This is a genomic window from Bradyrhizobium sp. 164, from assembly GCF_023073715.1.
Classification (GTDB): domain Bacteria; phylum Pseudomonadota; class Alphaproteobacteria; order Rhizobiales; family Xanthobacteraceae; genus Bradyrhizobium.
This window is the reverse complement of record NZ_JADPKA010000066.1, coordinates 347,131-368,098: the sequence shown is the minus strand read 5'-3', so window position 1 is coordinate 368,098 and position 20,968 is coordinate 347,131. Positions and strand designations below refer to the sequence as shown.

The following is a 20,968-nucleotide window of genomic DNA, read 5'->3' as shown; positions in this document are numbered from 1 at the left end:
AAATATCCGGTGCTCCCCAGCTGCCTATTCGAAGCTGGACAGCAGGATCTTGACCAGGATGACCTGGAACGCGATCGGGATGCGGACGCTCTTCCGCCTGATCGAGCGCTGCAGCGCGCCCGCGATCTCGGCGCTGGTCAGGTTACCGGCCGCCGCATCGGTGATCAACTCGCCCCACATCTGCGACAGCGAGCCGCCGGGCGGGATCACGGGCTTGATGGTCACGCCGCAGCCCTGCGCCCAGTCGACGATCTCCCGCATGGTGTGAGGACCGCAGTTGCGCGCAGTTGCGAGGCGCTCGGCCGTCAGCGCGCGCAGCAGTTCACGCGAGGGCGACCAAGTCCCCTTCGGTGGCTGCTCGCCGGTGAGTTCGACCGCGAGCTCCTTCAGGACATTCTGGGCGCGCCCGCTCAGCTTCTGCATCGGGCCAAGTTCCCGTTTCGCCTGAATGGCGCCAACCGCTAGTCCCCGCTTGCCGGCAGACCGGTTGCGCGGCTCGGACATGCGGGCCGCATCGCTGGACTGCGGCGCCGCACGCGTGTCGCTCCCCTCTCTGACCGGCCACGCCGCCTCCTGCAACTCCGCCTTTTGCGGCCAAGAGCGTCGCTTCCGGGCACCCGCTATCGTCGTTTGCCGCGCCATTTCTCCCGCTGAACCCTCCAGCCTCTTACTCACAAAGACTAATATATATCGCAATCCGATATGTTTTCACGTGACAATTTTTGTCGTTCGACCAAAGGCGAAATTGACAGAAGGACTTCACAAGCAATGTTTACGTGCAGGAGCTACACGCGGATGTGACGTGCCCGGTGCAGGCAGGCCCTCGAGGTCTGCTGCCGCCGGACAGGTCGTGTTGTGCCTGCAAACAAGAATGACATTCGGAGGAAACGATCATGACCGACAATCTCATCCGCCGCGGCCTCTCGCGCCGCAGCCTGCTCCAGACCACTGCAGGTCTCATCGGCGGCTCGGTGCTGCCGGCAATGCCGGCCCTTGCCGAGGACAGGCCGATCGGCACGTATCCTGCGGGCGTGTCCGGGTCCACGGCCTTCATCGGAATCTCGGTGCCGCGCACCGGCACCTATGCCGTCCAGGGCGAAGACGAACTCAAGGGCTATCAACTCGCGATCGAGCACATCAACAGCGGTCACGACCTGATCAAGAAGATCTCGCCGAAGACCAGCAAGGGCGTGCTCGGCAAGGAGCTCAAGTTTGGCGTCGCGGATTCCGCGGCCAAGCCGAACGAGGCGGTGCAGGCGCAGCAGCGCTTCATCAGCGAGAACAAGGCGATCATGATCACCGGCGGCACCTCGAGCGCGGTCGCGGTCGCGCTCAACAAGCTCGCCCAGCGCGAGAAGGTGATCTTCGTGTGCGGCATTTCCGGCTCGAACGACACCACCGGCAAGGACTGCGTCCGCTACGGCTTCCGCCAGAACTTCTTCGGCCAGACCGCCGCCGCGGCGATCGGCCCCGTCATGGCCAAGGAGTTCGGCAAGGGCAAGAAGGCTGCGTATCTCACGCCGGACTACACCTACGGTCACACCGTCACCAAGTCGATGCAGGACTTCCTTGCGACCGCCGGCTGGACCACCGTGACCAACCAGGTGGCGCCGCTCGGTGCGCCTGACTACTCCTCATATCTTCTGAACGTCGCGAATTCCGGCGCCGACGTGCTGATCAACGTCAACTGGGGCCACGACGCGGTGCTGTCGACCCAGCAGGCCAAGCAGTTCGGTGTCCTCGACAAGATGAAGCTGGTGGTACCGTATCAGGTGCCGTTCATTGCCCGGGAGACCGGCGGCTTGATGCAGGGCGTCTACGCTGCCACCGACTATTGGTGGACACTTGAGGACAAGTTCCCGCTGGCCAAGATGTTCAACGAGGCCTTCGAGAAGAAGTACGGCTACAAGCCGGAATGGGGCGCGGAGAACGCCTATGTCAGCTTCGCGCACTGGGCCCGCATGTGCGAGCAGGCCGGCAGCTTCAACCCGCCCGATGTGATCAAGGCCTATGAGAAGGGCGAGACGATCCCCTCGCTCGTCGGCGACGTGCATTACCGTCCCGAGGACCATCAGTGCGTCCGCCCGGTGGTCATCGTAAAGGGTAAGCAGCAGAAAGACATGAAGAACAAGGAAGACTGGTACGACGTGGTCGAGGTCGTCCCCGGCGACGGCCTGATGCAGAAGCCGGACGCCTTCGGCTGCCATCTCGGCGACTACAGCTGAGCCCGCTCTAAGCCCTGTGACGCCGCGGGCTGCCCTCTGCTCCGTGCGGCGTCACCTTTTTGGCGCGCTCCGTCGCGCCTGCGCAGCAGTGACCATTTCATGATCAGTTGGCCCAACCTCGTTTCGCAGCTTTTCAACGGGCTGGCGCTCGGCGCGCTGCTCGCGCTGATCAGCTCCGGTCTGACCATCATCTACGGCACGCTCGGCGTCCTCAACCTCGCCCATGGCGCGATGTTCATGATCGGCGGCTACGCCGGCTTTGTCGCCTACCAGTACACGGAATCGTTCGTCCTCGCCGTTATCGCGGGATCGCTGTTCGTGATGCTGCTCGGCGTGCTCATGGAACGCGTCATCATCCGCCATTTCTATCATCGCCCGCACGAGGATCAGCTGCTGGTGACCTTCGGGCTCGGTATCTGCTTCGTCGAGCTCGTGCGCCTGATCTTCTCGAGCCAGTCGCAGCTGGTGCCACCCCCGGCGATGTTCCGGGGCATCACTAATCTCGGCTTCATGTTTTATCCGACCTACCGCCTCGCCGTGGTCGGCATCGTCGCCATCGCCCTCGGCGCGCTGTTCATCATCCTCTACCGGACCAGGCTCGGCATGATCGTGCGCGCCGGCATCGAGGATTCTGTGATGGTCGATTCGCTCGGCATCAACGTCTATCGCGTCTTCATGGTCGTGTTCGGCATCGGTGCAATGGCCGCCGGCTTTGCCGGGATCGTCAACGCGCCGGTGGTTTCGCTGACACCGGGCATCGGTGACGACATCCTGGTCCAGACGTTCGTGGTGGTGGTGATCGGCGGCGTCGGCTCGTTCCCCGGTGCGATCCTCGGCGGCCTGATTGCCGGCGAGATCATCAGCGTCACCTCCATGTTCAACCCCGGCTACGCCTATGTGATGCTGTTTGCGGTGATGACGCTCGTACTCGTGGTGCGACCGCATGGCCTGCTCGGCGTTCAGGGCCGCGAGTAAGTGATTTCGTCATGCTCAAGCAACGTCAGTTCCTGATCGAGACGCTAACGGCCATCGGCCTGATCGCGGCTCCGTTTGTGCTGCCCCATCTCGGCTTCGCGCCGAACACCGTCAATCGAATCCTGGTCTGGGGCCTATTCGGGCTCGGCTTCGACATCCTGTTCGGCTTCACGGGGTTGTTGTCGTTCGGCCAGTCCGCCTTCTATGGCACCGGCGGCTTCGTCGCGGCCTATCTCCTGACGCGCGCCGGCTTCAGCAACGTGCTGGGCGCGCTGATCATCGGCATGATCGCCGCCGCCGTGACCGGTTATCTTGTCGGCCTGATCGCGCTGCGCCGGACCGGCATCTATTTCGCCATGATCACCGTGGCGATCGCGCAGGTGTTCTTCTTCGTCGAGTTCAATCCGCTCTCGGATTTTACCGGCGGCGAGAACGGCCTGCCCGGCGTCCCGACGCCGAGTTTCAATCTCGGCTTCACCACGGTCCACTTCACCAACGGCTGGTCGCTCTATCAATTCATCGCTCTGTGCTATTTCATCGGCGTCATCATCGCGCTCAGGATCGTCCGCTCGCCGGTCGGGGCGATTCTGAGCGCGATCCGGGACAATCCGCTGCGCGCCACGGCCGTCGGCCACAACATCCATGGCTACAAGCTGACTGCTTTCGTGATCGCCGCCGCCTATGCGGGGTTTGCCGGCGGCCTCCTCGGCGTGCTCCAGGCCTTCATGCCGCCGGACGCGTTCACGTTCGACACCTCCGGCCAATTGGTGATGCAGACCGCCATTGGCGGCAGGAGCACGCTGTTCGGGCCGCTGGTCGGCGCGGCGGTCTGGCTCTTCCTGCAGGACTTCCTGCAGGCCGCGTTGGGCCTCGGAGCCGCCTGGAAGCTCGTGCTGGGTGTCGTGTTCGTGCTGCTGGTCTGCTTTCTGCGCGGCGGCATCATCGGCGGCCTCGCCGATCTCTATCGCCTCGCCTCCGGCAGGCGTAAGCGGACGGAAGCAGAGGCTGAACAAGAGGCTACGGACGCCGCGCCGACACGGCAACCTGCGCCAGCATCGATGCAGGCCAAAGAAGTCGAACATCCTGCGTATTCCAGGCCGATCCTGAAGGCCACAGGTCTCACCAAACGCTATGGCGGCCTCGTCGCCAACAGCGACATCGATTTCAGCGTCAATCAGGGCGAGCTGCGCGGCATCATCGGTCCTAACGGCGCCGGCAAGTCGACTTTCTTCAAGATGTTGACCTGCGAGGTCGCCCCGACGTCGGGCCAGATCGTGTTCGAGGGCCGCGACATCACGGGACTGAAGATCACCGAGGTTTGCCAGCTCGGGCTCACCAAGAGCTACCAGGTCAACCAGCTCTTCACCGGCCTCACCGTTCGCCAGAACCTGACGATCGCCGCGCTTGCCGAGCTGCGCGGAAAATTCCGGCTCGATTTGTTCCGCAAGCTCTCGGGCATCAAGGGCCTGGCCGAGCAGGTCGAGCACACGCTGGCCCTTGTCAATCTGACCCGCCGCGCCGACACGCCCGTATCCGAGCTCGCCTATGGCGAGAAACGCAGGCTGGAGATCGGGCTTGCGCTCGCAACCTCGCCGCGCCTGCTGCTGCTCGACGAGCCGCTCGCCGGCATGAGCCCGCGCGAGCGGGTCGAGACCGTTAAGTTGCTCAAGTTGATCGCGCGCGGCCGCACCATGATCATCATCGACCACGACATGGATGCCCTGTTCGAGCTGGTCGAGCGCATTACCGTGCTCCAGGAAGGCCGCGTGCTGGTCTCCGGAACGCCCGAGGAAATCAAGACCAACGCCGCGGTGCAGGAAGCCTATCTCGGCGGCGTCCACGGAGAGATCGCCGCATGAGCCTGATCGAGGTCAACGGCCTGAACAGTTATTACGGGGACTCCCACATCCTGTTCGACGTCGCCATGCATGTCGACCGTCACGAGGTGGTGGCACTGCTCGGCCGCAACGGCGCCGGCAAGAGCACCACGCTGAAGAGCCTGATGGGCGTCGTGACACCCCGCAGCGGCAGCGTGAAATTCGACGGCATCGATATCGCCGGGCGCAGAAGCCACAAGATCGCGCAAGCGGGCATGCAACTGGTGCACGAGGAGCGCCGGATCTTCGGCAGCCTGTCGGTGGAGGAGAACATCCTCCTTGCACAGATCACCGCGCCCAAACGCTGGCCGCTCGGCCGCATCTACGAGATGTTTCCCCGGCTGAAGGAGCGTCGCAACAACCGTGGCACCGAGCTTTCCGGCGGGGAGCAGCAGATGCTCGCGATCGCGCGGGCGCTGGTGCGCGATCCCAAGATCGTGCTGCTGGACGAGCCGTTCGAGGGCCTTGCGCCTGTGATCGTCCAGGATCTCGTCAAGGCCTGCCGCGAGCTGGCGGCGGCCGGCCAGACCATCGTGCTGGTGGAGCAGAATCTGGCGGCGACGCTAGCGCTGGCGAGCCGGATCTACATCATCAACAACGGCCACATTGTGCACGAGGGGCCGGCGCAGGAGCTGAAGGCCCAGCCGGAACTGCTACAGCGCTATCTCGGCGTTTAGACGGATGTTTGAGCATGATCTCTTCGGAATGCCGCGGCACACTTTTCCGGATCATGCTCTAGCCGGCGAGCGCCGCGACCATCCGTCTGGCGTGATCGGCGAGCACGGCCATGTCTTCCTTGCGCGTCTGCGCCGGCAACAGCTCGATCCCGGACCTGACGGGCATGACGTGCATGTGCAGGTGAAAAACCACCTGGCCGCTGGCCGGCTCACTGAATTGCTGCAGGATAATACCCTCGGCGTCGAACGCCTTCATCGCCGCAATCGCGATCCGCTTAGCGGTTCTCGCAACCGCGGCGAGATCGTCATCGGCGATGTCGAGGATGCCGCGCGCCGGCGCGCGAGGAATGACCAGCGTGTGTCCGGGCGAGCGCGGCATAATATCCAGGAAGGCGAAGCTGCGGTCGTCCCTGAAAACTTCGAAGCAGGGAATCTCGCCGCGCAGGATCTTCGCGAAGACGTTCTGATCGTCATAGGCCGCCATGAACCCCTCCCATCGCTGCGAGGTACGATCAAACGCGCTCCTTTCCGTTGACGCAAGCAAGCCTGCCGATCTATCCACGATGCCAAGCGAGATGGTTCCATTGACGACAGGCTTTGATCCCGGAAACAGCATCGAGAGTGCGCGTCGCGCCCTCGCCGCGCGATTGCGATCGGCCGGCATCGAGGAGTCCGCTCTCGCCGCGCGCCTTCTCGTCGGCGCGGCTCTGGAGCTCGATCTGACCGGAATGGTGACGCAGGCGGCGCGAAAGCTTACGCTAGAGGAGACCGCGCGCCTCGAACGATATGCGTAGCAGCGCTATCTCGGCGTCTAGCGAGGCGCCGATCAGCGTGTCGAAACCGTCGATGGGGTCTTGTTCGCCGAGTTGCTTAGCGGTGTTCACGTACAGGAATACGACCATTATCCCTCTTCAACATACACTGGCCCAGGACGGACGACACCTCATGACCGCGGCACAATCCCGCCAGTCTGCTCGTCGTGATCGCCGGCTCGACCGGCCACGGCACAGCACGCCCGGATATCCGCCTGTCGTCCCAAATCGCTCGCGCAAGCCGGCGGCGACCTGGACGTTCATGAGAATGTTCTGCGCAAGTGGGTCAAGGAGTTCGGCTCGGACCCGGTACAGGCCTTTCCCGGCGGCGGACTGTGGCCTCCACCAACGGCTGATGCGCCTGCAAGGCCTGCGGGCGCGGCCGCGACGCCGGCGCTTGCCGAAGGACAGCGGCGATCGACAGCTCGAGACCGTGCCGGCGCGAACCTCCTTGACCGGCAGTTCACTGCCGAGCGGCCGAACCAAAAGTGGATCGCCGACTTACGTATCTCTGGACGGCCAAGGGCTGGCTCTACGTCGCAGCAGTGATCGACCTGTTCTCACACCGGGTGGTGGGTTGGTCTATGAGTGCCGCCATGACAGCTCAGTTGGTGACCGATGCCCTGCTGATGGCCGTCTGGCGACGCGGCAAGCCGGACGCGCTGTTGCACCAGTCCGACCAGGGCAGTCAGTAGACCAGCGAGCAGTTCCAGCGTTTGATGGCCGACCACGGCATTGTCTGCAGCATGAGCCGTTCCGGCAATGTCTGGGACAACGGGGCGATGGAGAGCTTCTTCTCGTCGCTCAAGACCGAACGGACGGAAGGCAAAACCTACAGGAGCAGAGACGAGGCGCAAGCCGATGTGTTCGACTACATTGTACGATTTTACAACACGACCCGCAGGCACTCGGCAATGGGCTATCTCAGCCCGGTTGAGTTCGAGCGCAAGGTGGGATTTGCTTAACCTGGTGTCCATCAAACCGGCAGCAGCTCACAACGGTGACCCAGAAAACGATGGAATTAGGCAGCCTCAGTAAAGCCGATTGAGCGATGGGCAAAATGGGCGAGCTTCGGCGCCATGGGGTCAAACTGCGCACTTAAATGTGCATGAGCCTTTGGCGCAATTGTTCTCGGCCAATGCTGCTTCACCCCGGGAGATCATACCCGCGCAGGAAGTGTTTTCTGCAGCAATGCGATTGAGCCTCAACAGTCAGACACGCCCTGGGCGGCCATGAGCGGACGATGCCGACGTGAGCTGGCGGTATCAGGTCGCGCGATAAGTCTTTGAAAACAAAGGCTCAGATTGGGTGCGGTACCGTTCGTAGCGCTCAGCTGTCTCGAACCCCCGACGCTGACCGCCGGCCTCGCGCCCGCGTGACGCCGGTAACGTGGGACTATTGTCATTCAAAGTACCAGAGGATGCGGGGCAGCGGTGGAAGCGGCTAACGATCGTCGTGTCTGCAGCGCGCCGGCGAGCCGCAGCCCGAGACTAGATTGAGCACTTTAGGTCTGACCACGATGACGTAATTGCGGTCAGCGCTCGTGGCGGGCAAGCTCCGTTATCGTCGAGCCCTCGCAATCAAATGATTCGAAGGAGCTCCCATGAAGCAGCACGTCGGACTGGACGTCTCCCGAAGAGAAACCGCTGTGTGCGTTGTCAACGAGACTGGTCAAAGTAATCTTCGCAGGAAAAGCGAAGTCTAATCCTGGAGCCTTGACTGACCTGCTTCGCAAACATGCGCCTCATGCCGAGCGTATCGGCTTTGAGACCGGGGCGATGGCGAGTTGGCTATGGCATGAACTCCGCAGGGTTGAGCTTCCGGTGGTCTGCATCGACGCTCGGCATGCGCACGATTGAGCACTTTAGGTCTGACCACCGATTGACCACCGAAATACCGTGAACAAACGGCGATGAGGTACTCAAGCAGAAGCGAACTTCATTGTTTTTATTGATCTTTTCGATCGCTATTTACGTTCGGGACCCAAGTGTTGCGGGTTCGTATCCGCGGCGGCTCGATTTACAATTCGGCCGTAACCTGTTGATCTGTATAGGCTGGTTCGCGTGTCTTTTTACACCTAAGTACCTCTGGTTGTTCATCAAACATCAGACTCTTAATCAGCGGGTCCCAGGTTCGAGCCCTGGTGCGCCCACCAAGCTTTTCAACGGCTTGGGTATCTGGCGATACGGGTATGCCAGCAAGCGATCAGCGGCCTTTCAGCCGATCACCGCCCTCAATTCGGATCGAGGAGTGATCGTGGTCTGTGCTCGTCTCTTTATTTTATTCTCGGCAAGATGCCCCACGTCGCTGAATTTAGTCCGGGCCGAAAACATGTGCATCGTACAACTGGATATTCGCAGCGCGTCATCGGACCGCTACTCGCGCTGAGGCGATCGATGTCTTGCGCAAGCGCGAGTCGCGCGTAGAGTTTCGGAACAATAGGACGCTTGCAGGTGATCTTGGTCAGGGTCACGACGGCTACAGCCGCGTGCGATACCTTGTTGCTCGGGGCGTTCGCGTGCGCGAGGCGGATGCCGATCGCCGCCTTTCTCCCGAGCGACGTGCTTCCGCTCTTCGTACTTTCTCCCGGAGCCGCTGCAATTGAGCGAGCAGGCCAACGAGTTCGATCGTTGCGTGACGCAGAACAGCCAGGCTGCAAACCCCACTACTCACTACAACATCCCCAAACAGGCCCTTGCCGAATCCGTGACGGGAAGCTCGAATTTGTGATGACGTGCCAATAACGTCTAAGCGATGGATCATCGCGCCGTCCGTTCGCTTTGCGACGATTCGCGGAAATATTTTCGCGCATTCCATTTTCGAGCATTCTAACGCGTCGCAACAAAATGCCTGCATCAGGAAAAGGGAATTTGGACGCACTCTCTAGAACGACCTCGTCTTTTGCATCAGCACGAGGGAGCCGCACGAAGCATCTCCGCCGTCCGGATGATCGGCTCTTCGACCCAGGCCTCGCGGGCGAACCAGTTATGATTAGCCTGACAGATCGGACAACGAGTATTGCCGAAAAACACGATGCTCCGCAGGAAAGTCTCACGATCGGATTTGATGCCGGTCGGGATCGCGCGACCGGTTTGCGGGCACTTGACCATAATCATACCCATGCGAGCCTCCCTGAAATAATTTGATGGTTGAATAAAAGGGCCGGCCGGCTGGAGTGCGCTCTCGTCGGTGCGGGTTAACTGGGGGGCATCGCACCTGGGGTCGTTGTTCGAGCAAGGGGCAGCTTGCTCGTGACGACGCTTCTCCAACCGACCGGATTCCTGCTTGGCGAAATGGGGATACCGCCGGCTTTCGCTCGGCAACCCTGAATAGTGCTGCGACCTCAACCGAAAGCTTCTGGGAGGCGCTTAACAATTGTGATGTCCAAATCCCTGCGGCTTCGCGCGGAATGTTCCGCTCGTAACGAAACCATTATCTTGGTCTTGACGGACAGATCAGCCCACCGGATCACTGGTCTCACTCCCTTCGTGCAGTTCGTTAATATTCTCCGTCTTTATTTAATGTGCAAATTAAAATTTGCATTGTCGGTCTGATTTGCGACTCTCGGTCAATTTATTTCTTACGCGGGGGCTGCACGGCACGATGTCCCTCGGCAAAGATGTCCGGCCTTTCCTCGTTTGGCTTCAGCAACCCCTCATTCTCGTCATGGCGTTCGCTGCGTGCTGCGGCTTGCTCGTCGGTATTAAATGGTTACGCGAGGTTCAAATATGAAACAAATTTTGATTATGCGATAAATATGCAAATATCGTTGTTAATTGCTGCCAATCACGTAAGCTAAACTCGTCCAAGTTCGTGCGACTGGAGGAGACGATGTGGGAATCAATTCTTAACAAGCACAACCTCACCTCGAATACACCGCAGTTGGCTCAGATGCGCGCTGAATTGCTAAGCATTGGTGAGAAGGAGCGCATTCTGAGAGAACGGAGTGCCGATCGCGAAGCTTATCGGTACCTATTGGATGCTCATCGGTTGATCGCGAGAGCGAGCCTTCTTGGAAAGCAGGTGTTGAACATTTCTCCGCAGGGAGGGGGCAAGGACGGTCAGCTGGCGGCATGACCGGCCGGATTGTCATTTTCGAAACGAGCCCGATGGGGCGGCGTGTGTTCGGCTGAACGGGAACTGCAGCGCCGCGGGCCGGGCTAGACTGAATCTCGCGGGCGACGGCCGTCTCCTTGGTGCCGCGACAATAGCGCCTCCCAGACGCTGTCGCCGCCTCGTCGGTACAGGGCGAAGCAGACCTGTTCACATTGGTTGGAGCCGTGCTGGAAAGATCGTCGGCAGAGATGGTGTTGAGACCGGCTCCGGATGCAGTATTCGCGCTGCTGGAGGGGCGACCAATGCTCTTCAGCGAAGCAGGGCAGAAGATTTTTGAACTGGACCGAGTAGGGGCATTCATTTGGTGTAAGTTGGCACAAGGCGCCTCTCTGGAAGAAATTTGTCAGGGGCTTGGTGCGCTAGGCATTGACGAGCAAACGGCACGCCAGTTCACGCGACAGGCTGTAAATGTCTGGATCGATCGAGCGTTGCTTGAAGTCGATTGGCAAATGCCGACCGATTGTGCCTTCTCAGCGATCCTGGGTCGGCACAGAATAGGCGTCCGGGCCGCAAATCGGGACCTCTTGAATCGGCTGCTTCCGCTATTTTGTGTTCCGGACCAGAGCGCCGGCTGCGACGTCGACGTTGCCATCGAAGCAATGATGCTGGACGGGCACGTGTTCTTCCGCGGAGAGGATGCCCGCATCTCCAGATGTGAAGTCGAAGCGCTGGCCCCCACGATCAAAGCTTACATCACCGAGCGGCTCATTCGAAACAGTCGTTGGGTCTTCTCCCTTCATGCCGCTTCTCTCGTGAAAGACGGTATGGGCCTGCTGTTATGCGGCCAACCGGGAGCTGGGAAGTCTACCCTCACACTGCAACTGGTGGACGCCGGACTTCGGTATGCCGGCGATGATGTTGCGCTGGTTGGAGCTGACGGAACGATCTGCGGACTCCCGTTTGCTCTCACCCTCAAGCAGGGATCGTGGGGCTTTCTCTCGCGACTAGATGGCGACCGGCACGACGCGACGCATTGCCGCTCCGACGGCGTTCTGGTGCGGTACGTACCCATTCCGGCTGCACAGAACCAATGCTTTTCCGCAAGCTGGGTCATCTTCTTGAACCGGGTCGCGAGCGGTCCGGCCGAACTGACCGCGATAGATCAGTTGGATTCGATGAAGCGGCTCATCGAGAACGCATTTGCTGCTGACGGACGACTTTCGCAGGCCGGCTTTTTCGCTTTGAAGCGGATTGTCGCGGGAGCGCGATCGCTTCAACTCACCTATTGCGAGGCCGTGGAGGCTCGGCGATTGATTATGGATTTGTGCAATGGCAAGACATAGCGCCGCACTGACGAGCCTTTGCAATTGCTTGCGAGGCATGCCACCGGTCGATGTAGAGTGGACGCCCGTAATCGGGCTCGCAAACCAGACCCTGACGACGCCGGCGCTCATCGATTTTGTCGACAAATTCGCATCGATGCTGCCGGAGGACGTCTGCACATATATTCGCCAGATCCACCGCCGAAACGTGCTGCGCAACAATCGGCTCATCGCCCAACTGGAAGAAGCGGTCGTTGCGATGAACAGCTCGGGAATTACGCCGATCATGCTCAAGGGGGCATCGACACTGGCGACCGCGCCCGAGGAGCGACGAGGCGTTCGGTTAATGTCTGATCTGGACATCATGATTATGCCAGACGAGGCCAGAACGGCAGTCGCCGCTCTATGTGCAATTGGTTACGATATCGATTACCAGGCCCCTTCCGAAAGCCAGAGATGGCACGTCGAGCTGAATCGGTCGCACGATGTCGGCACCATCGACCTGCAGCGGGCAGCTCCAGGTCCTGCGTACCTCTACCAGAGCTTCGGGCATGCGCTGAACCATTGCGTCCCTGCGCCGCTGGGACGGGGACGCGTCTATATCCCCAGGCCTACCTACCAAGCGCTCATGTTGATCATCCATGATCAGTTTCAAGACTATGGTTATTGGCTCGGCGACCTCGACCTGCGGCACCTTGTTGAATTACGCGATCTAAGCAATTCCGCCGAGGGCCTCGATTGGGGGGAGCTTAGCTCTCTTGTCTCGAGCGAGTTGATGAAGAACGCAGTCGAAACCCAGCTGTTCGCTCTTGCTGAGCTGCTTGGCGTCGAGATTCCGCACGCGTTGCGCTCCCGACTGATTCCGCGCCTGCAGTTCATGCGACAGTTGATGCAAGCACGCTTTCCGGCCACACGCGTGCCCCTCCTGGCGATGAACGTTCTGGACCTCAGAAACTACCGCAGGGAGGCGGCTGTTGTCTCGACAAGAACCAGCGCGAACCGACGTGGATTGTGGTCTGTGCCAAGAGCTAGAACCTTACAGTTTCTGCTGAATGCGACGACCGCAGTTCGTGCGGGAAAGGTCTAGAGCCTGCGACCGTCACACGAGCGTTCTCGAGAGATCATGGCGGCAGGTCTTGGCAGAGCGGGTTTTCGATCTGCTACATGCTCCAGGTGGGTAGGCGGCTGCCCCAATCCGCAGGACTGAACATTCTCAGCCGACCCGAGGTGCGTCCAGTCGTGCAGAGCTAGGAATGCTCTCGACCACCAGCATTCCCTTCGGACGATTCGCCGTTCTCGCGGATTTTGAACTCCTCCAGCGTGTGGCCTGATTGGAGGGCGGCAACCAGCCAGCGGGGCTGTTTACCACGTCCTGACCAAGTCTCTGTTGGCTGGAGCGGGTTGTAGTACTTCGGTACGACCTTCGGGTATTTGCGACGGGGCTGGCCGGTCCCCGTCTCAGAGGCCCCGATTTCAGCTTCGCCGAATTGATCCGGCTGGTTGAGTTGCGCAAGACGCTTTTCCAGTTCCCGCTTTTCGGCGGTGATCTTTTCGGCGAGAATCTTCGTCAGCTCCTCGTGAAGGAGCCAGAGTTCCTCGAAATCCATGGCTTCGAGATCTTGCCTTCGCATAGCATTTCTCGTCACCGTTCGACTGATGCCCCTACCTGCCTGTCATCTCCACGCCGAATATCGTTGTTCGCGCGGCGAGTTACGGACAGGGACCGAGACCGGTCTTTCAAATTTGACGCGACAATAAATAAATAGTATATTATTTAATATTATATTGCGAGCGATATTTTTAATCGACGTATTGAAAGGCCAGAAGCCTTGCTGCAAGCCCGAAAAGAAACATTGGACGCTATTGACTGCCCTATGGGGCGCCTTGAAGCGGCGATCAGCCGGTTTATCGCTCCGTCGGCTGCATTGACCGACATCCAGGCTTTGAAGCTGCAAATCCAGTTGCGAGGGCTCGCGCTAAGAGACATCGCAATCATAAGCTCGCGATTGCGGCAGGCCGATGGTCGCATTTCAGGTGGATTGTCGACTACGAAAGGCGGCCTCGCGCGCCGGGCCTATCCGCCGAGAGTGCGGCGCGGCAGATTGATCCCACGGCCCGCTTAACGTGCATTCTTCGCTTGAGTGGAGGCGTCGGTGCACGTAAAGCGCGTGAGTTGCTTTGGCCGAATTAAATTGAGGGGGATAGTTCATTTTTCTGTCTTGATTAGAACCGGCGACGCAGTTATGTGGAGCACGAACTTGTCGTTCGGTTCCACATATTTTTGTAATGTTGACCCTCTTGGTTCTTGATTACCCGGCCGGGGCAATATTAAATGGGCGCAACTACAGGATGCTAGCATGTCGACCAAGAAGCTCGAACTAGAAGCGATGTCCCTCGACGATCTATGGTCGCTTCATGAGGAAATTAGCGGCATTTTGTCGGATCGAATCAAGGCGGAAAAGCAGGAACTGGAGAAGCGCCTGGCGGTTCTCGGCGGTGGCATGGCCGTATTAGCCGAAACAGGCGGGCCGGGCGTCTCTGCGACCGGCAAACCGAGGCGCAAATATCCGCGCGTGCTACCGAAATACCGCAACCCGCAGACTTCCGAAACCTGGTCGGGACGTGGCAAGCGGCCGCGGTGGTTAGTTGCTGCCATGAAATCCGGCCGTCGGATCGAGGAGTTTCGCATAGGGGAACCGGCTCCGAAGTTTCGGCAACGGGCGTGAATTACCGTCCATGGGCCGTCGTGGCGCCGCGATCCTGTTCGCTTAACAGGCGTTGCGCCCCCGCAGCACTTCCATGGGAGTTCGCAGCAGGATTGCGAGGTCTAGCCGAAGACTCCAATTGTCGATGTACCAGAGATCGTACTCCACACGTCGCTCAACCATGGTCGCTGTAGGCGTTGGTCCACGGCAGCCATGGATTTGAGCCCATCCGGTCAATCCGGGTCTCACTCGGCGCCGGAAGGCGTACTTCCGGACGAGCTTTTCGAACTGTCCGTCGTGGGCCACGGCATGGGGGCGTGGGCCTACCAGTGACATGCTGCCGTCGAGGACATTCAACAACTGCGGCAGCTCGTCGAAGCTCGTTCGCCGTAGCCATCTGCCAACCCGGGTGATGCGAGGATCAAGAGGCGTTGCCTGAACGACGGCAGGTCCATTCTCAAGCACATGCATCGTCCGAAACTTTCGGATGGAAAATATTCGGCCATTGAAGCCGCATCTTTGTTGCTTGAAGAGGATCGGACCGGGGGAATCCAGTCTGATCGCGACCGCAGCCATCGCGAGCAATGGTGCAAAGACCATCAAAGCAAATCCCGCGCCGATAATATCGATTATTCGCTTGCTTGCGCGCTCGATTGCGGTGAGGGGGCCCGGCTGGATTTCCACGCAAGCGGCACTTCCCAAGCTCCTCGTCGGATGTCGAAGCAGTTCGGATGCGGCACCTACCGGGACGAACACGATAGGGAATGGCAGCACCCTCAGGTCGGAGATAAAGGCACGAAGGTCGGCCCAACGTTCCGGATTGGCCTCCAGCACGATTTTATCGACTTCGGAATTCCGAATATGTTCGATCACGCGGCAGCTGAGCCGTTTTCTGGAACCGGGGTCCGAGCCCATCGCAGGCAACCCAAAGCGGCCCTTAACGCAATAGCCGAGGACCGCAAGAGTCTCCGACAGACCAGCATGATTCGAAGGCGGCTGATCGGTGATCAGGACGAGATTCGTCCGAGCGAATTTCCTGCCACTGAAGCATTTTATTAGCAGTGTCCTGGCAACGCACCGTTGCGCAATCAAAGATGCCAGGCCGAGTGCCGCAAACAGGAGGCCGGCACCTCGGAAGAACTGTGGCTTGTCATCCAGCATCTCTACAGCGGCGGCCAGCACATGCAACAAAATCCACGTGAGGCAAATGGCGCGAACTTGGCTTCGGAGAACGAGGAGTTCTGTTGGCCGATACAGTCCCCTGCCTTTCAGAATGTAGACAAAAGATACTGATGCTGCGGCCGCGTAGGCGCATGCCTGGCCTAGGCCACCTGGTGCCGGGCTGCCGGGTGAAAGAAGCGCAGAAAGGAAGCCGGCGAATAGAATGGTCGCGATATCGGCGCAGATCGCTACGAATTCAACAGAGTCGTACCGGACGGGCCATTTGCCTTCATCAGCAATGGACGATCGTGAGTTGACGAGAGCTAGATCGCTCTCATGGTCGCCGATATGCCGGTTGATAAAATTCATGGCCAATCAACAGGAGCGCATGCGGTTAATAATTAATATATTATGAATTTAAATATATTATTCAACCTGAATTGGTCGCAATTTGATAAATTTAATCGGATCTTGGACGCCCGCCCGATTATCAATCAGGACCGATCTGGGCGCGATCGGACACACTGCTGGAAAACGCTATGGGCCTTGCGAGCGCAACTTGTGGAGGTAGCTTGGGTCGAGCTCCGAAATCGAGCTCTCGGCAAGCGCCCTGCCGTCTGCCGATGCCGATTGGTATGCGGCGGCGATAGCTGGCCCGAGTGCGGTCCGGCCGGTAATCGCAACTTTAAGATCGCGCCGGATAAGATCTCGTAGCTCAGGATCCTTGATCGCAGCGTCAATGCCGAGAGCGACGGAAAGCCGTAGTGGAATAAGATCCAGCGCGTTTGGTGCAGTATAGTAGGACATCCTAAGTAAGCTTGTCGTGTCATAAGTCGCCGCGTGCTGCTTTGAAAGCGCCGCCAGCATGAGCCAAACGTCGCCTCGAAGGGGCGAGTATTCCAGCACTGCAGAAAAAGCATTTAAGTCCGTGGACCGGCCGGTGTTCTGCGGGTCCGTGGCCTTGTCAGACCTGAGGCGCCCAGTTGCAGTGGCGACATCCCCGCGCGTGGATTGGTGCGCTGAGATCAAGGCTTCGTTCGAACCGGCAACCGATGTAACAGAGAGGCGATCACCAAACGGCCAGCTTTGCGAGACCATCAAAGCTGCTTGCGCAGCTAACAGCAATCCGATCATTGTCAGAACAACGCGTGTCAGAGGCCATGGAAAAGCGAAGATGGCCGAAGGAATTCGTCCTGCTGCCGTGGCTCGGTCGCTGGCGTCCTGTGTAGGCTGCCGCAACTTGATGGATTCCACGTCGCGGGCTGTACCGGACAGGCTTTGAGCGAAAGCCAGGCCGTAGACCGCCGCCACCAACAGTGATGTCCATAAATCGAAAAGGCCGTTTTCGGCAAAGGCCAGTATTGTCAACGATACGCAAGCGCCTGCGCCGACGGCTGGATATAGGTAAGCCTGATTGCGAGACAACGCGCGCCCGAACAAGATGCAGGCGCTGATGACGGTGACTATCAATAGCCCGCAGAGGAACGTACGTCCCATTTCGACCGCGACCGCCGCGGCAGCGGTCGGCCGTTCGCGCATTGCGACCATGCCAACGTCTCCATAAATCGGCAGAAGCACAACAAAAGTGCCTGCACCGGTCCCGATCGGGTGAGTGTCCTGTAGCATCCGCTCGGTTGCGGCCCGAGTTTGCGTCGATAAGGCAATCGTCAGGTCAGCATTCCGATTGATCGAAACGAAAGTGAGGCTGGCGACGAACAACATGGTGGCGGTTGAGAGAACACCGGCTCTGCCCCACAGGCCAAAGAACCATTTGCGAATTGCGACCACCGTGAGGATGATTGTCACCCCGAGCAGCACGGCAATCAGCGCTGTCGAACCGCTACAAAGTGCGATCGCCACAAGCGAGACGATCAATGATAGAAACGCGCTGCTAAGAATGGCGAGCGGTCCTGTCGGCGAGCGAGGCGATCGTCTAGGCCGCCGCAATTGGTCGATCGCACGGATAGCCATTGCAGTGGAGAGAAGGACACCAAGTGCTGCCGCGGTCGAGCCGGTCCAAGCATGTTCGGCGGGCCAGGAGCCACTCAGGTTGTTGTTTCTCCAGATCGAAAATATACAGCTGACGGCGGTGATCGATACAAGGATATAGAGGACCTGCGCCGCCCGATGTGTGTCCAGAGCAACGACCGCGGTGACGAGGGCGGCAGCGAGGACAATGTTGTAATGTGAAAGCGCCAGTACCGTCTCGTGTACATCAACCGAGAACCTCTGTGCGAGAGGTTGGTGTAGAGCGGCCGACGCCGTCGCCCAGATCTGATTTCCGAGCCCGCGGAGCGGGATCGGTACAACTTGCAGTGCGATCCAAAGCACGGGTGCGGCAAGAGCCAGAATTATAAGGGGCCGCAGAAGCCTTGCGAAGGAGGCGAGGGTTGACGGCTTGGCGAAGAGGCCGACGGCCAGTATAGCGGCCGCAAGAATGCCCGATAGCACCACTGGACTCTTTAGGTTCTCGACCACAGCAAAAGCGGCAGCGACCGCCGCAGGCACAGCGAGCATTGCAGACTGGACAACCATTTTACACGACCCGCTCAAACCAAGGGCATGTTGCAGAAGGCGCCTGACTCCATCGTTTTGGCTCGACGCAAGTTAGAGGGGGTCATCCTAAGAGACCGACAAGCCATATCTGACGTAGTGGCTGTCATCGTAGTAATCACTCCGGTGAGCGTCGTACCGTGCCATTGCCCTTATATCGGTCTTGTTAAGGACGACGCCGATCAAGGAATCGGAGATGGTCGGCGCAGTATGCAGGGCATGCTGAACCACATCGATTTTCGTCCGTCCCCATTCGACGACGAGAACGTAGCAGTCGACCAACGGCGCAGTGACACGCACGTCTACCAGAGGCGAGAGTGGCGGGAAATCAACTATGACGTAGTCATAGGTCTGCCGCAAACGGTCGAATAGCTTGCTTATGTTTTCGGCGGAAAGGATCTCGCTCGTATGAAGGATAGGGCCACGCCGGACGGCTGGCAAGAATGCAAGATTGGTTCTGGGGTCGTGCCACAGCGCTTCTTCGAGCGAACGCTTTCCGTTCGCCACCTCGAGTAAACCGAATGCAGCTTTCGGAGCCATAGCCGCAGAGAGTGAAGGGTTTCTAAGGTCGCAATCGACGACAATAGCTCGCTTACCGCTATGTCCGATGAGGTGAGCTAGAGAGGCTGCAATCGTCGTCTTGCCCTCATTTGGCAGAGCCGACGTGATTCCGATCACTTGGTTGGAGGCCTTCGCGGGGGTGTGGTCTATAGCGAGCTTGATCGAACGGATGGCTTCCGTGAAGCGGGAGAGCGGCATCCCGATGACGGCTCGGTGAAGCGTCGGAACGTTTGAGATCGTGCGTGATCGCAGATCTTCATCCGGTGGCTGGGATCGGGCGGTAGACTTCTGCCCCTTCGGAGACGACAGCAAGGGGACCAGCGACAAGCACGGCAGCTCCAGTGCGGTCTCCACCTGTGAGGACGTGCGGAAAACTCTGTCCAAAACATCTCTCAGAAGAGCCAAGCCGATCCCGAGTGCTAGCCCGGCGGCCAAGCCGAAACCGAGCACCAAGTTTGCCTTCGGCTTGCTCTTGCGCTCCGGCGGGGAGGCGGGAAAGATCACCCGTGTTTCCGAAATTGGAAATGTCTCCTGCTGGGTCGCCCCCATGGAGTGCTGCAGAAATGCCTCATGCATGGCGCGCAGACTTTTCGCTCGGCTCTCCAACTCCCGTATTGTCAGTTCTGCTGAGTTCGTCAGGCGTGATTGCGAGACGGCGCGAGCAAGTTGGTTCTCGAGCTCCTGCTGCCGCTGCTGAGCAGCTTCCAATTCGTTTCTGCTGGTTTCGGCGAGCCTCTTAACTTCTTCGAGGATGGATGTGCGAATGTCGCGTATCCGAGTGCGCAGGTTGACAACCGCCAGATGGTCGCGGCCGAACCGGGCTGACCAGTCGGCTTCGCGACGTGACAACTCGAGATATTGCTGGCGAAGCGTATTGATGATCGCGCTCTGGAGGACATCGGCACTCGCCGCGTCAGGAGCGCTGATGGTGGAGGAGCCAGCTGCATTGGCGCGTAGGACGGCGTCGTAGCGGTTGAACTTGACCTGTGCATCGGAGGTCTGGGTTCGGGCAGCTACCAATCGGGCGTTGAGATCGTTGACGGGCTGTTCATCAATCGATTTTCCGCCGGTCGAGACGATGTTATTTTGGGACTTATATGCGCTCACGGCGCGTTCGGCCGTCAGTGCTTGCTCATTGAGGTTTTGGAGACGTTCCTGCAGCCAACTCGCTGCCGTTCGCGTGGCCTCGAATTTCGCATTCATCTGGTCGTTAATGTACGCGTTGGCCACGGCATTGGCGATCTCCGCCGCGCGTTCCGCGTTGCTCGAACTGTAGCTAACCTCGATGATCTTGCTATATCCGATCCTGTACGCGGAGAGCCTATCAAGCAACGCGGCGATCGCGCCTTCCGTGGGCATATCAGCCTTCGAATCGTGCTCCGGCTGCTGACCGCGGTTTCGAATGCGATACAGTAGCGAGCTGAAGGACCAACGTGAACCCGTAAAGTCTGGATCGTTGGCGAGATTCAGCTGCGTTATGACTGCTGCTGCAATTCCCCGCGACCTTATCATCTGCAGTTGCGTTTCGATTTGGGCCGCGTCGACGACCGGCTCTGGAAGGAGTGACTGCTGCTGGACGAACTGAGCTCGAGGATTCGACAGCAGGATTTGTACTTGAGCTGTGTAGGTCGGGGGAGCGAACCGCAGGTAGAGCATCGCGGCTGCGAATACGAGAGCGGCGGTGACGATAATCATAAGATATCGACGCCTTGCAAAGATGACCGCGAACTTGACGAGATCGCCGATTCCCCCGCCGTTGATCTGGTTCGACTGGGCTTGGCCGCCCAGAGGCAAGCGTGTTCTGTCGGTCTGTAGAAGATTGCTCTGAAGCATGGGGTACCTGTCTGGCTCGGGAACACGTCGGTTTGGTCGCCCGCATGCGAGCGTTTGGTATATGATTTATTAAATGAATATAACGCAGAAAAATATGATTGCCAAATTAAATGTTATTCGGGTATTAATTGAAGATGGTCCACGGAAGGGGCCTTTTGGCCAATTTTGCGCGGAGTCGCTGTTGCGCGCCGACGATAATCGGCGGATGGAA

Annotated in this window: 15 protein-coding genes and 2 pseudogenes; 10 read left to right on the top strand and 7 right to left on the bottom strand. The window is 59.2% G+C overall.

The window, feature by feature from the left end:
• Positions 1-24: 24 nt before the first annotated feature.
• Positions 25-423, bottom strand: a complete 399-nt coding sequence (locus IVB01_RS21835) for a hypothetical protein (protein ID WP_247298732.1) — start codon at positions 421-423, stop codon at positions 25-27.
• 470 nt (positions 424-893) lie between these two features.
• Between IVB01_RS21835 and IVB01_RS21830 the strand changes: the two genes are divergently transcribed.
• The 4 genes from IVB01_RS21830 to IVB01_RS21815 all read left to right on the top strand — a co-directional run bounded on the left by IVB01_RS21830 (position 894) and on the right by IVB01_RS21815 (position 5,754).
• Positions 894-2,225, top strand: a complete 1,332-nt coding sequence (locus IVB01_RS21830) for a substrate-binding protein (RefSeq protein WP_247419085.1) — start codon at positions 894-896, stop codon at positions 2,223-2,225.
• Between the two features lie 99 nt (positions 2,226-2,324).
• Entirely contained in the window at positions 2,325-3,200 is an 876-nt protein-coding gene (locus IVB01_RS21825; protein WP_247298737.1) for a branched-chain amino acid ABC transporter permease, read from the top strand.
• Between the two features lie 11 nt (positions 3,201-3,211).
• Positions 3,212-5,059 (top strand): branched-chain amino acid ABC transporter ATP-binding protein/permease, encoded by a 1,848-nt coding sequence (locus tag IVB01_RS21820; protein ID WP_247419086.1) that lies wholly within the window; start codon positions 3,212-3,214, stop codon positions 5,057-5,059.
• The gene (locus tag IVB01_RS21815) at positions 5,056-5,754 is read left to right on the top strand and encodes an ABC transporter ATP-binding protein (protein WP_247281197.1); all 699 of its coding nucleotides are present in this window, start codon (positions 5,056-5,058) and stop codon (positions 5,752-5,754) included. The genes IVB01_RS21820 and IVB01_RS21815 overlap by 4 nt, the downstream gene beginning before the upstream one ends.
• 58 nt (positions 5,755-5,812) lie before the next feature.
• On the opposite strand, the gene IVB01_RS21810 is transcribed toward IVB01_RS21815, so the two are convergent.
• Entirely contained in the window at positions 5,813-6,238 is a 426-nt protein-coding gene (locus tag IVB01_RS21810) for an HIT family protein (RefSeq protein ID WP_247281196.1), read from the bottom strand.
• Between the two features lie 91 nt (positions 6,239-6,329).
• Between IVB01_RS21810 and IVB01_RS21805 the strand changes: the two are divergent.
• A pseudogene (locus tag IVB01_RS21805) lies at positions 6,330-6,545 on the top strand (protein-(glutamine-N5) methyltransferase, release factor-specific); the annotation flags it as partial.
• A gap of 355 nt (positions 6,546-6,900) precedes the next feature.
• Positions 6,901-7,531 (top strand): annotated as a pseudogene (locus tag IVB01_RS21800) (IS3 family transposase); the annotation flags it as partial.
• A 1,941-nt stretch (positions 7,532-9,472) separates the two neighbouring features.
• Here the strand turns inward: IVB01_RS21800 and IVB01_RS21795 are convergent.
• A complete protein-coding gene (locus IVB01_RS21795) occupies positions 9,473-9,688 on the bottom strand; it encodes a hypothetical protein (protein WP_247419087.1) in 216 nt (71 codons plus the stop codon).
• 709 nt (positions 9,689-10,397) lie between these two features.
• On the opposite strand from IVB01_RS21795, the gene IVB01_RS21790 reads away from it, so the two are divergent.
• The 3 genes from IVB01_RS21790 (at position 10,398) to IVB01_RS21780 (ending at position 13,031) form a co-directional block, all read left to right on the top strand.
• Positions 10,398-10,643, top strand: a complete 246-nt coding sequence (locus IVB01_RS21790) for a hypothetical protein (protein WP_247335353.1) — start codon at positions 10,398-10,400, stop codon at positions 10,641-10,643.
• 281 nt (positions 10,644-10,924) lie between these two features.
• Positions 10,925-11,965: a PqqD family peptide modification chaperone gene (locus IVB01_RS21785; RefSeq protein WP_247494876.1), complete on the top strand. Its 1,041-nt coding sequence runs from the start codon at positions 10,925-10,927 to the stop codon at positions 11,963-11,965.
• A complete protein-coding gene (locus tag IVB01_RS21780) occupies positions 11,952-13,031 on the top strand; it encodes a nucleotidyltransferase family protein (RefSeq protein ID WP_247494875.1) in 1,080 nt (359 codons plus the stop codon). The genes IVB01_RS21785 and IVB01_RS21780 overlap by 14 nt, the downstream gene beginning before the upstream one ends.
• Before the next feature lie 160 nt (positions 13,032-13,191).
• Here the strand turns inward: IVB01_RS21780 and IVB01_RS21775 are convergent, their stop codons facing one another.
• Positions 13,192-13,575 (bottom strand): H-NS histone family protein, encoded by a 384-nt coding sequence (locus IVB01_RS21775; protein WP_247335344.1) that lies wholly within the window; start codon positions 13,573-13,575, stop codon positions 13,192-13,194.
• Between the two features lie 726 nt (positions 13,576-14,301).
• On the opposite strand from IVB01_RS21775, the gene IVB01_RS21770 reads away from it, so the two are divergent.
• Entirely contained in the window at positions 14,302-14,670 is a 369-nt protein-coding gene (locus IVB01_RS21770; RefSeq protein WP_247335342.1) for an H-NS histone family protein, read from the top strand.
• Between the two features lie 42 nt (positions 14,671-14,712).
• On the opposite strand, the gene IVB01_RS21765 is transcribed toward IVB01_RS21770, so the two are convergent.
• The 3 genes from IVB01_RS21765 to IVB01_RS21755 all read right to left on the bottom strand — a co-directional run bounded on the left by IVB01_RS21765 (position 14,713) and on the right by IVB01_RS21755 (position 20,757).
• The gene (locus IVB01_RS21765; protein WP_247494874.1) at positions 14,713-16,179 is read right to left on the bottom strand and encodes an exopolysaccharide biosynthesis polyprenyl glycosylphosphotransferase; all 1,467 of its coding nucleotides are present in this window, start codon (positions 16,177-16,179) and stop codon (positions 14,713-14,715) included.
• A gap of 168 nt (positions 16,180-16,347) precedes the next feature.
• The gene (locus IVB01_RS21760; RefSeq protein WP_247494873.1) at positions 16,348-18,327 is read right to left on the bottom strand and encodes a hypothetical protein; all 1,980 of its coding nucleotides are present in this window, start codon (positions 18,325-18,327) and stop codon (positions 16,348-16,350) included.
• Between the two features lie 105 nt (positions 18,328-18,432).
• Positions 18,433-20,757: an AAA family ATPase gene (locus tag IVB01_RS21755; RefSeq protein ID WP_247494872.1), complete on the bottom strand. Its 2,325-nt coding sequence runs from the start codon at positions 20,755-20,757 to the stop codon at positions 18,433-18,435.
• Positions 20,758-20,968 lie beyond the last annotated feature (211 nt).